Source organism: Pseudoalteromonas sp. S16_S37 (assembly GCF_014694405.1).
Taxonomy (GTDB): domain Bacteria; phylum Pseudomonadota; class Gammaproteobacteria; order Enterobacterales; family Alteromonadaceae; genus Pseudoalteromonas.
The window spans coordinates 1-15,676 of sequence record NZ_JAAUWV010000078.1 but is presented as its reverse complement, the minus strand read 5'-3'; the positions used below and the strand labels follow the sequence as shown (position 1 = coordinate 15,676).

The 15,676-nt window shown below is 41.8% G+C and carries 13 protein-coding genes; 8 read left to right on the top strand and 5 right to left on the bottom strand.

Annotated elements, in window-relative coordinates; genetic code table 11:
• Positions 1 to 159: 159 nt before the first annotated feature.
• Positions 160 to 2,478: a Tex family protein gene (locus tag HC733_RS20430; RefSeq protein WP_190366836.1), complete on the bottom strand. Its 2,319-nt coding sequence runs from the start codon at positions 2,476 to 2,478 to the stop codon at positions 160 to 162.
• A 93-nt stretch (positions 2,479 to 2,571) separates the two neighbouring features.
• On the bottom strand, positions 2,572 to 3,045 hold the full coding sequence (gene greB, locus HC733_RS20425) for a transcription elongation factor GreB (RefSeq protein ID WP_190366835.1): 474 nt from the start codon (positions 3,043 to 3,045) through the stop codon (positions 2,572 to 2,574).
• 194 nt (positions 3,046 to 3,239) lie between these two features.
• Here greB and ompR point away from each other — a divergent pair, with 194 nt between their 5' ends.
• From ompR to HC733_RS20410, 3 genes are read left to right on the top strand one after another with little or no spacing between them, the layout of a single operon-like run.
• Entirely contained in the window at positions 3,240 to 3,959 is a 720-nt protein-coding gene (gene ompR, locus HC733_RS20420) for an osmolarity response regulator transcription factor OmpR (protein ID WP_190366834.1), read from the top strand.
• Between the two features lie 9 nt (positions 3,960 to 3,968).
• Entirely contained in the window at positions 3,969 to 5,273 is a 1,305-nt protein-coding gene (envZ, locus tag HC733_RS20415) for a two-component system sensor histidine kinase EnvZ (RefSeq protein WP_190366833.1), read from the top strand.
• A gap of 23 nt (positions 5,274 to 5,296) precedes the next feature.
• Positions 5,297 to 6,058 carry an NADP-binding protein gene (locus HC733_RS20410; RefSeq protein ID WP_190366832.1) on the top strand — a complete coding sequence of 254 codons (762 nt, stop codon included), beginning with the start codon at positions 5,297 to 5,299 and terminating at the stop codon, positions 6,056 to 6,058.
• Between the two features lie 40 nt (positions 6,059 to 6,098).
• Here the strand turns inward: HC733_RS20410 and hutC are convergent, their stop codons facing one another.
• Positions 6,099 to 6,818 (bottom strand): histidine utilization repressor, encoded by a 720-nt coding sequence (gene hutC, locus HC733_RS20405; protein WP_190366831.1) that lies wholly within the window; start codon positions 6,816 to 6,818, stop codon positions 6,099 to 6,101.
• 107 nt (positions 6,819 to 6,925) lie between these two features.
• Here hutC and hutI point away from each other — a divergent pair, with 107 nt between their 5' ends.
• Positions 6,926 to 8,152 carry an imidazolonepropionase gene (gene hutI / locus HC733_RS20400; protein ID WP_190366830.1) on the top strand — a complete coding sequence of 409 codons (1,227 nt, stop codon included), beginning with the start codon at positions 6,926 to 6,928 and terminating at the stop codon, positions 8,150 to 8,152.
• 22 nt (positions 8,153 to 8,174) lie between these two features.
• On the top strand, positions 8,175 to 9,944 hold the full coding sequence (locus tag HC733_RS23585; protein WP_190366829.1) for an EAL domain-containing protein: 1,770 nt from the start codon (positions 8,175 to 8,177) through the stop codon (positions 9,942 to 9,944).
• Here HC733_RS23585 and HC733_RS20390 read toward each other — a convergent pair.
• Together HC733_RS20390 and rraA are read right to left on the bottom strand one after the other, a co-directional pair.
• The gene (locus HC733_RS20390; RefSeq protein WP_190366828.1) at positions 9,941 to 10,996 is read right to left on the bottom strand and encodes a formimidoylglutamase; all 1,056 of its coding nucleotides are present in this window, start codon (positions 10,994 to 10,996) and stop codon (positions 9,941 to 9,943) included. The two genes, HC733_RS23585 and HC733_RS20390, sit on opposite strands and share 4 nt — an antisense overlap.
• 5 nt (positions 10,997 to 11,001) lie before the next feature.
• Positions 11,002 to 11,502, bottom strand: coding sequence for a ribonuclease E activity regulator RraA (gene rraA / locus HC733_RS20385; protein ID WP_190366827.1), 501 nt, complete (start codon positions 11,500 to 11,502; stop codon positions 11,002 to 11,004).
• A 164-nt stretch (positions 11,503 to 11,666) separates the two neighbouring features.
• Here rraA and HC733_RS20380 point away from each other — a divergent pair, with 164 nt between their 5' ends.
• The 3 genes from HC733_RS20380 to HC733_RS20370 all read left to right on the top strand — a co-directional run bounded on the left by HC733_RS20380 (position 11,667) and on the right by HC733_RS20370 (position 15,229).
• Positions 11,667 to 12,188: a phosphatase PAP2 family protein gene (locus HC733_RS20380; protein WP_194710104.1), complete on the top strand. Its 522-nt coding sequence runs from the start codon at positions 11,667 to 11,669 to the stop codon at positions 12,186 to 12,188.
• On the top strand, positions 12,185 to 13,237 hold the full coding sequence (locus HC733_RS20375) for an MJ1255/VC2487 family glycosyltransferase (protein ID WP_190366826.1): 1,053 nt from the start codon (positions 12,185 to 12,187) through the stop codon (positions 13,235 to 13,237). Before HC733_RS20380 ends, HC733_RS20375 begins: the two co-directional genes overlap by 4 nt.
• A gap of 111 nt (positions 13,238 to 13,348) precedes the next feature.
• Positions 13,349 to 15,229 (top strand): methyl-accepting chemotaxis protein, encoded by a 1,881-nt coding sequence (locus HC733_RS20370; RefSeq protein WP_190366825.1) that lies wholly within the window; start codon positions 13,349 to 13,351, stop codon positions 15,227 to 15,229.
• The last annotated feature ends 447 nt before the right edge of the window (positions 15,230 to 15,676 follow it).

Sequence of the window (15,676 nt, the reverse complement as noted above, 5' to 3'; positions counted from 1 at the left end):
CTCAACCACGGCTAATTTAAAGCCTAGGGTATAATCTCTTTGTGTTCGTTTAATTCTTTGTTTATCTGTACTTGTCATAATAAGTCCTAAATGTGTAAACACATTTCAGGACGAGACAAGAGTAATAATAAAGCCGCATCGATTGATGCGGCTTTTTCGTTACTTTTTCAATTTGGCAAATGCTTCAGCAAAAGCGTTGCCCATTGCAGCATTACCGGTATCCCTTTTGGGCTTAGGTTTGTTGGTAGCCTTTGGCGATGCAGGCTTTTGAGAGCTTGATGCAGGTTGTTGTGACTTTGGTGCACTATGTATCTCATCATCTAAACGCATAGTGAAGCTAATGCGTTTTCTAGGAGCATCCACCTCTATCACTTTAACCTTCACTATGTCGCCAGCTTTGACGACCTCTCTAGGATCAGAGATAAATTTATTGGTGATTGCCGATATGTGTACCAAACCATCTTGATGCACACCAACATCGACAAATGCGCCAAAATTAGCCACGTTAGAAACAACCCCTTCTAAAATCATACCCACTTTGAGATCGTTTATGGTTTCTACACCGGCTTTAAATGTGGCTGTTTTGAATTCAGGGCGAGGATCTCGACCAGGTTTGTCTAGTTCTTTAATAATATCAGTGACCGTTGGCAGACCAAATTTTTCACTGGTAAAGTCATTGGCGACAAGCTTATTAAGCAACTCAGTGTTACCAATAAGGTTAGACACCAAAACTTGTTTCACTTCGCATATCTGTTTTACAACAGGGTAAGCTTCTGGGTGCACTGCTGAACTATCAAGAGGGTCTTTACCGTTGATGATCCTTAAGAAACCAGCAGCTTGCTCAAATGCTTTAGGGCCTAATCGCTCTACTTTCTTTAACTGACTACGACTACTAAAAGAACCATGCTCATCGCGATATTTAACGATGTTTGTTGCCAGTGTTTTATTTAAGCCAGACACTCTGGTAAGCAAAGGGACTGAAGCAGTATTTACATCCACACCTACCGAGTTTACGCAGTCTTCGACCACGGACGTAAGGCTCTGGCCCAACTGGCTTTGTGATACGTCATGTTGGTATTGGCCTACACCGATAGATTTAGGCTCAATTTTTACCAGCTCTGCCAGTGGGTCTTGTAAACGGCGAGCTATAGAGACCGCACCGCGTAATGAAACATCCAAATCTGGGAATTCATTAGCCGCAAACTCTGATGCCGAATAAACCGATGCACCCGCTTCACTGACTATTATTTTATTAAGCTTTAATTCGCTCGCCGACTTGAGTAATTCGGCAACCAGCTTATCCGTTTCTCGAGAGGCTGTACCATTACCAATTGCAATCAGCTCTACTTTATACTGACGACATACTTGTTCTAAGGTGCGCAGTGATTTGTCCCAATGATTTTGTGGGGCATGGGGATAAATCGTGTTTGTTGCTAAGAGCTTGCCTGTAGCGTCAACGACTGCGACTTTACAGCCAGTACGTAGACCTGGGTCAATGCCCATTGTTATGCGAGGACCTGCCGGCGCTGCCATCAACAAGTCTTTGAGGTTTTTAGCAAATACATCAATTGCATCTGCTTCGGCACGCTCACGTAAAGTACCCAAGAACTCATTTTCTAGATGCAAAGCAAGTTTTACTTTCCACGCCCATTGCACAACACTCATAAGCCATTTACTAGCATTTGCAGAGCTAATGTTTAATTGATAGTGGTCGGCTATCAGTTGGGCGCAAAATTGCTGTGGGTCTTCTACATCGGGCTCAGGGTTAATAGCGAGCTGTAAGACGCCTTCATTACGTGCTCTGAGCATTGCAAGCGCTCTATGAGAAGGCACTTTGGCGAGCTTTTCGCTGTGCTCGAAGTAGTCACGATATTTGCTACCTGTGTCTTCTTTACCCGCAATAACCTTAGCTTCAAGTTGACCGTTTTGTTGAATATGATGGCGAAATTTAGCCAGTAGCTTAGCGTCTTCAGCAAAGCGCTCCATGAGAATAAACTTGGCACCATCTAAAGCTGCCTTTTCATCTTCAACGCCTTTGTCGGCATTGACGAACTCTGCTGCATAACGTTCAGGGTCTAAATTGTGATCATTAAACAATGCATCTGCGAGTGGTTCTAATCCCGCCTCAATGGCTATTTGGCCTTTTGTTCTGCGTTTTGGTTTATAAGGCAGGTAAAGATCTTCAAGTTCGGTTTTGCTTTGCGCATTATTAATATCGGCTGCTAAGTTATCTGATAGCTTACCTTGCTCAGCAATCGTATTTAAAATAAAAGCACGGCGCTCTTCTAACTCTCGCAAGTAACCAAGACGTTGCTCAAGCAGACGTAATTGCGTGTCGTCTAGGCCTCCGGTTACTTCCTTTCGATAACGTGCGATAAACGGCACTGTTGCACCTTCATCAAGTAAAGCTGTCGCAGCTATTACCTGTTGCTCTTTGGCGTTTAGCTCTTGGGCTAAACGAGCCGAGATGTTGCTCATGCAAAATCCTTATAAAGTTCAGTCATATACGCTCTTTGTGCATGGTGAGCGAAAATAATTTGAATGATATCATAGCAGCTATTAATAATAACCTCAGCTGCTGTATTCGATGCTATTCACAAACCAAGTTTTGTTTCCCTCAGGTGTGCGAACAGTAAACTCATCATCTACTTGTTTGCCGAGTAATGCTCTAGCCATTGGGGCATCAATTGAGATGTAGTCTTTACGCTCATATATTTCGTCGGGCCCTACAATGCGAAAGTATTTTACATCCCCTTGGTCATTTTCGATTTCGACCCAAGCGCCGAAGTATACTTTGCCCGCTTGTTGCTCTGAATATTCTACAATTTTCAATTCAGGCAAGCGTTTGCGCAGATACCTGACTCGGCGGTCTATTTGACGAAGCAATCGCTTATTAAACGTATAATCTGCATTTTCAGAGCGGTCACCTAAGCTTGCAGCCCAAGACACAATTTTGGTGATTTCTGGGCGCTTTTCGTGCCACAGGTGGTCGTGCTCTTGTTGCAGTTGTCTATACCCTTCAGGGGTGATTAGGTTGGTCTTCATATCTATGTATCTGGTTGATTTGATTGAATGCTCTACAGCTTAAGATAATAAACAGCCACTGGTTTGTTCCCAATTTATTCAATTACTATAAATTTGTAACTTTCAGTAACAAAAGTTCTTATCAGGTATGGTGTCTAGTTTGCTGTTTTTCAATTATATTAGGTTAAAGTGATTTATAACAAGAAGAACATAGTATGGGAAATGAAACCACTAAAGTACTGGTTGTTGATGACGATATGCGTTTGCGCAGCCTACTTGAGCGTTATCTCGTTGAGCAAGGGTTTATCGTACGCACGGCGGCCAATAGTGAACAAATGGACAGATTATTGGAGCGTGAAAACTTTCATTTAATGGTGCTCGATTTAATGTTACCAGGCGAAGATGGCTTATCTATTTGTCGACGCCTACGACAAAAAGAAAATGAAATTCCAATAGTTATGCTTACAGCCAAAGGTGATGAAGTAGATCGCATAATTGGTTTAGAACTAGGGGCTGATGACTACATTCCAAAACCATTCAATCCTCGCGAATTGTTAGCACGTATCAAAGCTATTTTACGTCGCAGAGCCAAAGAAGTACCAGGTGCGCCATCTGCGGAAGAAAACGAAGTTGCATTTGGTATTTTTAAGCTGAACTTAGCTACTAGAGAAATGCATAAAGGTGATGACGTTTTGTCTTTGACCAGTGGTGAGTTTGCCGTTCTAAAAGCCTTAGTAAGTCATCCAAGAGAGCCGCTAAGTCGAGATAAGTTAATGAATTTAGCTCGCGGACGTGATTACAGTGCGCTGGAGAGAAGCATTGATGTACAAGTATCACGTTTAAGACGAATGATTGAAGAGGATGCCGCTAATCCGCGCTATATCCAAACAGTGTGGGGCTTGGGATATGTGTTTGTACCTGATGGTCAAAAATAGTTCGCTTTTATGAGTTTATTTCCAAGAAGTGCCTTTGGGCAAACGGTGTTTTTTGTCGGGGCACTACTGTTATTAAATCAGATAGTTTCCTACATTACCGTCACACTTTATGTTTTCAAGCCAACCTTCGAACAGGTTAACTTAATGCTAGCTAAGCAAGTTAAAACTGTTTTCATTGATTGGGAAGATGGAGTTGAAGTAGATGCTAAATTGTCGGAAAAGTTTTTCGAAATTACTGGCATTGAGGTAATGACACAACGACAGGCGTATATTAATGGTTTAGACCGAGCAAAAGAGTATAGCCTTTTATCAAAAAGTATGTCGGAGCAACTGAATGGCTCAGCACGCGTGCGTATTAGTCAAGGTGACCCTGTCGTATATTGGGTTGAAGCACCACAGGCGCCTGGTTATTGGGTGAGAGTACCTTTGACGGGACTCAGTGAAACCAAGCTTGAATTTCTGGTGTTTTATCTCTCTAGTATCGGTTTTTTAAGTGTGTTGGGAGGCTGGTGGTTTGCGCGTCACCTCAACCGACCTTTAAAAGCATTACAAATGGCTGCAGGGCGCGTAGGGGTGGGAGATTTTTCGACTCGCCTAGTGGAGCGCGGTTCAACAGAAGTCATCGAAGTAACTCGTGCTTTTAATCAAATGTCAAAAGGCATTGCTGAGCTAGAGAGCGATCGTAGATTGCTGATGGCTGGCGTATCTCATGATCTGCGTACGCCACTCACTCGGATACGTTTGGCAACAGAAATGATGGCAGATGAAGAAGATTATTTAAAAGAAGGTATTATTGACGATATAGAAGACATGAACGCTATTATCGACCAATTTATAGAATACCTTCGCCATCACCACAGTGGTGAAATGTCCTCGGAGCGCTTAAATGCGTTGGTTGAAGATGTGGTTCAAGCGGAGAAAAAGCATAAGCGAGTCATAAAGCTGTCAACGGCTTCTGAAAACCCAACTGTATTGATGAATACGGTGGCTTTGAAGCGTGTTTTGACCAACATGATAGAAAATGCCATACGCTATTCTGATGGTGAAATTGAGGTGAGTACACACTACCAACCTAAAGAAAAGAACGTGGTTATTAAAGTAAAAGATCGAGGTCCTGGTATCCCTGAAAATGAACTCGAAAGCGTGTTTGAGCCTTTTAAACAAGGCGACCAAGCGCGTGGTAGTGAAGGCAGCGGTTTAGGCTTAGCTATCATTAAGCGCATAGTGACAACGCATGGTGGACAAGTTAGGCTTCGAAATAGACGTGAAGGCGGCCTTAGCGCAGAGGTTTTCTTGCCAGTACACAAGTCGTAGTTGTTTAAAAGGTAATCATCAAGATGAATAAACTCGTGGTATTAGGTGCCGGTTGGCTAGGTAAACCTTTGTGCCTAATAGCGAAAGAAAAAGGGTGGCAAGTAGAGGGGACTCGTACACAGCCTACCAGTGAAAAATACGAGCGGGTTTTTTGTCTTAAAGACGATAAACTGCAAAGCAATGTCTCTTTAGAAGGTGCCTGGTGGGTATGTGCTATTCCTCCTCGCGCTAGGCAAAAAGAGAGTAATTATCTGCAACTTCTAGATGAAGCGCTATTACTGAGCAAAAAATTGAATCGTAAGGGCTTTTTATTGTGCTCAAGTACGGGGGTCTATCCAAATGAGAATGGCAATTTTAACGAGCAGTTTGATGTTCTTCATATGAATGTGAGTAGTCGACAAAGTGTACTTGTGAGCGCGGAACAAAAGGTGCAGGCCGGTGGTGGAAAAATACTGCGTTTAGCTGGACTGGTGGGTCCAAACAGAGAGCCGGGTCGATTTGTTGCAGGTAAACAACTTTCCAGCTCGTCACAAGGCCTTGTGAATATGGTGCATCAGCAAGATGTACTTAATGCCATTTTCTGTGTTTTAGATAACTGGCCTCAGGCTGATGATATCTATAATGTATGCCATCCTGCGCACCCAACCCGATTAAGCTACTACCAGCAAAAATGTGATCAGTGGGGAAGTGAAACGCCCACGTTCGCAAGCGATGAGCAATCAGAGCGAGTAATTGATGGTCGCCTTATTTGCCAACTAGGGTTTAGTTATCAATATGATATTTAGGGGCTTAATAATCTTTTAGCCCCTAAATATCGGCCGAAGCTTATTGCACGCGTTTGAATGTTAAGTGGCCACCGAGGCGGTACTTACTGCCCGGTGAGATCAGTCGAGCAAAACTAACGATCCCCATTGACGACCAAGTGCGACGGATCACTTGCAGACAAGGCTCTTCATTAAATAAACCTAGCCACTCACACACTTCAGCATTAGGCATGATGGCTTCTACGGTATGTCTTGCTTCAGTTAATGGTGCGACTTTGGATAAATAATCGTGAGGCGTCAAGGTATCAAAATTCTGCTGCAGATAGTCAGGTGCAAGTGCTGGATTAACAAATCGCTCCTCAACTTGAAGCGGAACCTCATTCTCATTATGTAGCAGTACACTGCGGTACACTTGACTATCAATTTCAACGCCTAAAGCAATGGCAATAGGCGCCAAAGCGGCCATAGATTCAAGAGATAAAATGGTACATGAATACTGATTATTTCTTTGCCGAACTTCATCAGCAATACTTTTAATCTCTAAAAGTGATGACTGCGATTTAAAGCTAGCTACAAAAGTGCCTAATCCTTGACTGCGAGTTAAAATTCCAGCGTCGGTAAGTTCACTAAGTGCACGGCGCGCTGTCATACGACTCACTTTAAAGTGATCGGCTAATTCATTTTCAGAAGGTACGCGTTGATCTTCCAACCAAATTCCGGCACGGATATTATTGATGATGTGTAGTTTAATTTGTGCAAACTTAGGAGCAGCTGCTGTCATTTTTGTTACTCACATAGCAATCATATCAATAAACATGGCACATCTATCTTGTATATACAAGCAAGCTTGCTACACTCCTAACAATTTTATTATTTAATGAGGCCGTTATGCTTGAAGTAGATTTAGTTATCACCAATGTTAAGCTCGCCACCATGAACCCTGATATACCAAGCCCATATGGTTTGCTAGAACAGGGAGCAATTATGATAAAAAACGGCAAAATTGCTTGGGTAGGGCAACAAAGTGACATGCCTCAATTTGATGCTTTAGCAACCCCTCTGCATGACGGCAAAGGGCAATTGGTCACTCCGGGATTAATTGATTGCCATACACATATCTTGTTTGCAGGTAATCGAGCCACAGAATTTGAACAACGTTTAAATGGTGTTTCTTATCAACAGATAGCGCAAAGTGGTGGCGGAATTGCCAGCACTGTAAGGGCAACTCGTCAAGCAGATATGGAAAGCTTATTCGTTAAAGGTAAAACACGCCTTAACAGCTTGTTGCGAGAAGGGGTCACTACGGTTGAAAGTAAGTCGGGTTATGGCTTAGATTGCGAAAATGAAATGAAATTACTTGAAGTCAACAAGTTGCTTAATGAGCATCACCCTGTTGATATTCAAAGTACGTTTCTTGGCGCGCATGCTTTGCCACCGGAATATAAAGATAGAGCTGATGACTACATTGACTTGGTTTGCGAGCAAATGCTGCCTCTTGTCGCTGAGCAAAACTTGGCGGTCGCTGTTGATGTGTTTTGCGAAAATGTTGGCTTTAGCTATGAGCAAACAAAAAAAGTATTTACCAAAGCGCAGCAACTAGGGCTCAAAATAAAATGTCACGCCGAACAGCTCTCTAATCAACATGGCAGCGAATTAGTGGCACAGTTCTCTGGTTTATCGGCGGATCATATCGAGTATCTAGATGAACAAGGTGTCATCGCGATGGCAAAAGCAGGTACAACCGCCGTCGTTTTACCTGGCGCATTCTACTTTTTGCGAGAAACGCAGTTACCACCAATCGAGCTATTACGTAAACACCAAGTACCTATGGCGATTGCCAGCGATTTCAATCCTGGCACAGCACCGTTGTGTTCTCTACGCTTAATGTTAAACATGGCTTGCACATTATTTAAAATGACACCGCTTGAAGCACTTCAGGGGGTGACTATTCATGCAGCAAAAGCGCTTGGGCTAAATGATAGAGGTTTGCTCAAAGAAGGTATGCGGGCGGATATAGCGCTTTGGGATATTGAACACCCAGCGCAATTAAGTTATCAATTTGGAGTAAGCGATCTGTCAAATCTATGGATCTCGGGTAAACTTATTCAATATTAACTGTCCGTAAAAAGGTAAGCAGGTGCTAGCACAGTCATCAACATGGTTTACCTCTTTTTTATCTACATTTACTGAATCAACGGCACATTCGGTGTCGTTGTTTGACGCTTTGGTAATGGGAGGCGTCGCAACTGCTGGTATTATGCTGTGCATAGTTACCAAGGAAGTATTATTAAAAGGTCTACATGCGGCTCTTTGTATTATTACTTTTCTATTACTGCTTTTAAACATCCCTATGGCTATGTTTATGCTAGCCATTGTGTTTGCTATTTATCACGCTTACTCGTTTTCATTTTCTGCATCATGGCTGAGTAAATTAGTCGCTGGGAGCATTTGTATTTATGCCATTTTTTTAAGTGGTTATTTACTGTCCCAATGGCCGATAAGTTTTGCAGCCCTTGGGCTTTTTCCTATTTATTTTGGACTCCTGTATGCTACGCGGCTTGATACACAAGTGAAGTCGCAAGCCGACTTACCCAAAAATAAGCTGTTTGGTAATGAATTAGGTGTTCCCTATCGAGCATGTTTGCGGCAAGCCTATGAGGAGCAAAGAAGGCTAGATCCGGGGCCAGCTATACTTGTTGTTGTATTTTTAGAAGGCATAGAGCAGGTAAATACCCATTTAGGAAGAGAGTTTGGCGATACGTTATTGGCTGAATCGGCGAACAGGATCCAACAACAATTGAATAATAGGGATATATTTCCTATCCCCAATGGTAACTCGGTGAGTCGGTTGGCTCATTTGGGTGGACTGCATTTCGCATTTGTATGTCGTTTAGGGCGCTTTGAATATCTTCATGAGCAGTTAATTGACGATATTTTACTGTGTATTGCCAAGCCATTTCATGTTGGTAGTTGTACGCTAGAAATATCGGCTCGTGCGAGTTATGTCAATTGTGACGAAGAGTTAGGGCAGTTTGATAGCCTGATATCGTGTGGTTATTTAGCGCTTGATAAATTACCTAAGCAATCCATATGTGCCTATCAGCAGCAAATGCAAATAAGCCAAGTAGAGCAACAAGTACGATTAAGAGAACTTGCAAATATTAAAATAAGTGAAGAATTAGAGATTTTTTTCCAGCCTGCTTTTTCACAACAAGGCGGTAAAATTGCTTATTTAGAGCTTTTGTTACGTTGGCCACATCCGAAATTAGGGTTGCTCAACGCAGAAAGCTTTATCGAGGATATTCGCCTTGCAGGACTTGCATTACCTGTAGCGAGGTTTGTTATTGAGCGTGCGGCTGAATTAGCGATGGCATTGAAAATGGAAGGCCTGCAAGTGCCTTTAAACATCAATATATTTGGTCAAGAAATGCTGCAACAAGACTTCCTTAGCTTTATGGATCATATTTTGTTAGAGCATTACTTACAGGCGGGGGAAATCTTATTAGAATTTCCAGCTCAAGTGTTCCTCAATATTGATCAGCAAACACTGTCTCGTATTGAGCAGTTAAGGCAACTAGGCGTCCATATTGGTATAGATAGGTTTGGGCAAACCCCCATTCAATTAAATCAATTGTCTGAATTACAGGTGGATTTTATTAAATTATCCGCAGAACTAACAGCCCAGCCGCAACCCGAAGGCGCTTTAGCTATCTTCAAAAACCTTGTTGCAATGCAACAACAAAGAGGGGTAACAGTGATTTGTGAGGGAATTGAAAGTAAGGCTCAGCTTGAGTTTGCCAAACTACTAAAATGTGATGCAGTACAAGGGCACTATTTAGCACAACCCATGAGTAGTAAAGGTGTCATGGGCTGGTTACATAAATGGCAATCTAAAGATAACGATTAAACTTGTTGTTTTTTGGCCCTTAAGTAGCTACAAACTAGACCACTAAGTACTTGTCCAGCTTCGAGCATCCCTTGCATAACTCCTTGAGGGTGATTCGCCGGCGCTGCTTCGCAGAGGTGTAAATAGTGAGTGTTTGTTTGCTGCGCACTAAGATAAACAAAATGCTCAGCATCACCGACACTAAAGCCACAGTTAGTAAAAGCACTAACCGGCATGTAGCTAATGCTATCTACATCCACTTCTACACCTAAAGGTGTGCTTTGTGCAAATCGATTTAGGCCGATTTCACAGGCCTGTGTCAAAGAGTATTTGCGACTAACTAAAATATCTTGGTAGCTGATATAACTATATTTGGCTTCAAGTAGCGCGTTTAATATTGCTTGATTATTTTTCTGCTCATGTAATCCCACCACATGATAATCGCAAAGATAGCCGTGGTTATGAGCATAATGAAAGCCATTGCCACTGTGACGTCCTTCGAGTGCTCTAAAATCAGCATGAGGGTCAAAATTAATGGCCTGGCATGGCTTATTTGATGTCTCTGATAAGGCTTTTAAAATTCCATAACAATTATTGTGCCCACCACCTATCACAATTGGCTCTAAACCAGCGGCAAATACCTTACTTAGTACATTTGCTATTCGCTCATCGAGTTGCTCGCACAGCTGTCTAAGTGAGGTTAATTGTTCGGGCTTGGTGTTATCTAGGCTAGCGCTTTGCTCTTGTAAATCATCACAGTCTATTTCACCCAGCAGGAGAACGTTGTTTGGGGTCAAAAAATCATTAGACGGCAAATTCAAAAAGCGTTGTAAAAATGCTTGCCAGCCTAAAGTTGCTCCCCCTTTACCACAATTTGCTCTTGGCCCAAAATCCTCATTGATACCAACTAACACATATTTGATACCAAATGCGGCAGCATCTTTAAGTGCGACATCGAGATCAGCATTTGGGTCTAAAAAGGTAAGAGATTGCCAGTAGCGAAGTTCGTTTTCTCTGCGAGTTGTGAGGCTGATAATATCAGCCTCACTATAGACATATAAGTAATCTCTCATAAAGGTTACTCTTGCTCTTCTTGTTCCAAAAGTAACTCTTCAGCAGAAATGATGATGCCTGTACTATCGGCATATAAAAAATCATCTTCAAAAAATGATACGCCAGCAAAGTTCACTGGAATACCTTGCTCGCCAGAGCCTTCACTATCTGCAGCAACAGGAATCGATGCAATAGCTTGAATACCTAAATCGCATTCCTCTAGTTCATCCACATGGCGAACTGCGCCATAGACGACTATTCCTTGCCAGTTGTTTTCCATAGCAAGCTCTGCAAGATCGATATCAATTAGTGCACGTCGTGTAGAACCACCACCGTCTATTAATAGAATGCGTCCAGTTCCATCTTGTTCAAGTACACTTTGAATAAGCTCGTTATTTTCAAAACATTTAATGGTAGTAATACGGCCACTGAATGAAGCTTGGCCTCCGAAGTTAATGAACATAGGTTCGAGTACGTCAACAACATCAGCAAAGTGGTCACATAAATCTGAAGTGCTGTAATCCATAACTATTATCCTCTGAAAATAACATAAGTCAGGGTCAGTATACTCCCATATATCCCCTTAGCAATGGTAAACAGTAACTTACATATTAGTGTCTTAAAATTGTCACGGTTTTGTTATTTAGCTCTTCTATGCTGAATTTATCTACAGTACGTGAGTTGAGCATTATGAAAGGCAAACTAGCACAGCTTGACACAGCTTTATATTTTGCGGTTTTTACCCCGAGCCCCAGACATTGGTGGCGGATGGTTGCGTTAGGTTTGTCCAAAAGCGGCAATGGCGGCTTGTATGTTTTGTTAGCGATTGGCTGCGCTGTTTTTCTCGAGCAGCTAGGTCAGACGTTTGCAATAACGGCGGTATTGGCATTTGCGCTGGAGCGGCCAATTTATTTTTATCTAAAAAAGCGTATTGCTCGTGTTCGGCCGTGTGATTGTTTCTCACAAAAAGCGTTATTAACGCCAGGAGATAAATTCAGCTTACCCTCTGGGCACAGTGCAGGGGCATGGTTGTATGCTACTTGTTTAGCTGAGCACCTCCCTATCTTGTCAATACCTCTGTTAATTTGGGCTGCAGGTGTCTCGTTATCAAGAGTTGTTGTTGGAGTGCATTATCCATTGGACGTGGTTGTCGGTGCCCTTATGGGTGTTGGCTGTGCAAGTTTTGCCATAGGGTTAGTAGGAATGCTATGAAAATATTGTATGGAGTACAAGGAACAGGAAATGGCCACACAACAAGAGCAAGGATCATGGCCGAGTGTTTTGCACGCCTTGGTGTTGAGGTCGATTATTTGTTTTCGGGAAGACCGAGAGACAAATATTTTGACATGGAAGCATTTGGCGATTACCAAAGTTGCGAAGGGCTAAGTTTTTCCACGCAAAGCGGACAAATAAATAAATTAGACACGCTCAAAAAGCTCAAGCTAGGCCAGCTGTATAAAGATGTACGTCATTTAGATGTCTCAAGCTACAATTTAATTTTTAATGATTTTGAACCCATCACAGCTTGGGCTGGTAAATTAGCAAAAGTGCCTGTTATTGCTATGAGTCATCAGGCTTCCTTCTTATTTCCCGAAGTGCCAGTAGAGGGCGCCGGCTTTTTAAAGCGTAAACTGCTTAAAAGCTTCGCACCCGCCAATATCCATTTGGGTGTACATTGGCAGCCGTTTGCAAAAAATATTATTCCACCTTTTATTCCTTACCAAGTGCCCGACAAATTGTGTCAGTCGGTTACTAATAAAGTACTAGTTTATTTGCCCTTTGAAGAACTTAGTAAAATCATTGAGTTGTTACAAGATTTTCCCGACAAAGAATTTTATTGCTATCACCCTGATGCGCAGAACCAGTCTTTGTCAAACATTCACCTCAGAGCTCCCAGTCGAGACGGTTTTCTAAAGGATTTGGCTAACACTAGTGGCATAGTGGCTAATGCTGGCTTTGAACTTTCTAGCGAAGCGATGAAATTTGGTAAAAAACTACTATTAAAGCCGTTAAGCGGTCAGTTCGAGCAGTTAAGCAACGCTTTAACGCTTGAGAATATGGGGCGAGCTAAAGTGATGCATTATCTAAGTTCAAATGCGTTGGAAGAATTCTTAGAATCACCAATGGTAGACGCTGTGGATTTTCCATCAGATCCAACACCTCTTGTGGAATGGCTAGTTAGCGGGCATTGGTTTGATATTGAAAAGCTACATCACCAACTATGGCAATCTGTAAATTACAAAATGTTGAAGGCCGCGTAACGGGTGATTATGCCCATAATCGGTAAATTCAGCATTTTGCAATGTTAACTGCAGCAGTAAATATAGTTCTCGGCTATACTATCCCTAGGTTTATTTTTTTTGGGTAACAGTATGGCTTTATTAGAAAATTTTACTATAAAGCGTCGCTTACAATTGAACGCGCTAGTTGTTGGTGTTGCGTTGATTGTAATGTTGGTTGTAATCATTTATGAAGCAAAAACGATGCTTCAACTTAATAATGCTATTCAGTATTCAAAAGAGTTGAATATTCATCAGCTTACGATGCGCAAGCATGAAAAAAACTTCTTGTTTTATAAACAACCAGAATCGTTAAAACAATTCGATAGTGAATATAATCGCCTTCAAGACACGTTAGTTCAATTAAGAAAGACGTTTGATGATTTTGACATTGATAGCGACAGACTTGATGAGTTTGCAGGTTTGGCAAGTCAATATAATTCAGACTTCCAAAATGTAGTAGAACTACAAAAAGAGATTGGCTTACATCCAAAAGATGCGCTTTATGGTGAACTACGGGCTGCGGTTCATGAAGTGGAAACGCTTTTAAAGGAACGTGAAAATTACGAATTGCTAGCTATGATGCTGCAATTACGCCGTGCCGAAAAAGACTTTATGCTGCGCTTAGATACAAAGTACCAAAGTAAACTGTCAGAATTAATATCTAAGTTTTCCACCCAGATCAAATCTGCTGGATTTCCAGCAGGTTATGAAAGTGAGTTATTAAGCCTTCTTATGGAGTACCAATCTAAGTTTAATGATTTAGTCAACGCGCAAGTTAAATTAGGCTTAAATCTTGAAGACGGTGCTTTAGGTGAAATGAAAAGTAGTGTTGAGAGAAGCGAAGAGCTAGTTGCTAAGGTCGTTGAAGCAACCAGACAAGAAATTTCAAAGAGCTCTGATAATGTTCAGTTTATCGCATTTGCGGTTTTTGCTTTTGCCGCAGTTACTGTCATGGTGCTGGTACTTTCAACAAGTAATTCAATCGTTCGACCGGTGGAACGTGTTTACTTAACGATAGAACGTATTCGTAAAGAAAATAATTTGGGGCTACAAATTGAGCAAAGTGGTAATGATGAAATTACTATCATGACCCGAGACTTCAACAGTTTGATAAACGACTTCAAAATTTTGATTTCTGAGGTAAATAGCGCGTTGCACACAATAAATGATGCAACTACACATTTAACAGAGTCTACTGCCCAAACGAGCGCTGGCGTTAGTGAGCAGCTTCATGAGGCTGACATGGTTGCAACTGCAGCTACTGAAATGCAGGCTACCATTCAAGATATTGCTCATAATACCGAGGCTGCTTCACAAAAAGCTGAGTCGACAAACGGCAATGCCCAACAAGGGCGTGCCGAGGTTGATGCAACAATTAAACATATTATTGCATTATCAGAATCATTAAGCGGTGCATCCGATGTGGTATCTCAACTAGAAAAGGATGGAGAAACTATTGGATCTGTACTAGATGTAATTAGAGGCATTGCCGAACAAACAAACTTACTCGCTTTAAATGCGGCTATCGAAGCTGCTAGAGCTGGAGAACAAGGGAGAGGTTTTGCGGTTGTAGCTGATGAAGTTCGATCGCTTGCACAGCGTACTCAAGATTCAACGCAAGAAATAGAAAGTATCATATCTACCTTACAACAGAGGACTCGAGAAGTAGTTAATATTATGCAGCAGTGCCGTGAGCAAGGTGGAGAAAGTGTGTCGCAAGCAGAGAAAGCGGGTGAACTGCTGAGTATGATCACCGAAGATGTTCAAACCATTATGGATATGAGTACTCATATTGCCACCGCAATTGATGAGCAAAGCCAAGTAGCAAGTGAAGTAAACAAAAACGTCGTTCGTATTCGGGATATTGCACAAGTTGCGTCAGACCATGCGAGTGCGAATGCACAAAGTAGTGAAGAAGTTGCCGAACAAGCAAAAGTTCTAAGAGATGCAGTTGCGAAATATAAAGTTTAAAGACTAGTAGCTTTAACAGAAGTAATAAAATGCCACCTAATCAGGTGGCATTTTTTGTCTAAATTAAATAACAGATTATAGGAAAGTTAATATTTAGAGTGTTCTAGTGTGTTTTTTATGCGAACGATCTATTTTTATCACTTTTCTTAAAAAAACACTTGATCAAAAAAAGGATCGCCCTATAATGCGACCCCACTGACACGGAGCGCTGAGCAACTTAAAGCAAAGCAACAACGAGTCAGCGTCGAGTAAAACTTAATGTTTAAACTTTTTTTGAAATCTTAAAAATTAAGTGTTGACAAAAAATAGGGAATGCTTAGAATGCACACCCCTAGCGAGATGAAGCAAAGCGCTGAATCATCGCACCGTTCTTTAAAAATATGAAGCAATCATCTGTGTGGGCACTCGTACAGATTGAGTTCTAACAGCAGAACTACTTAGGTAGGG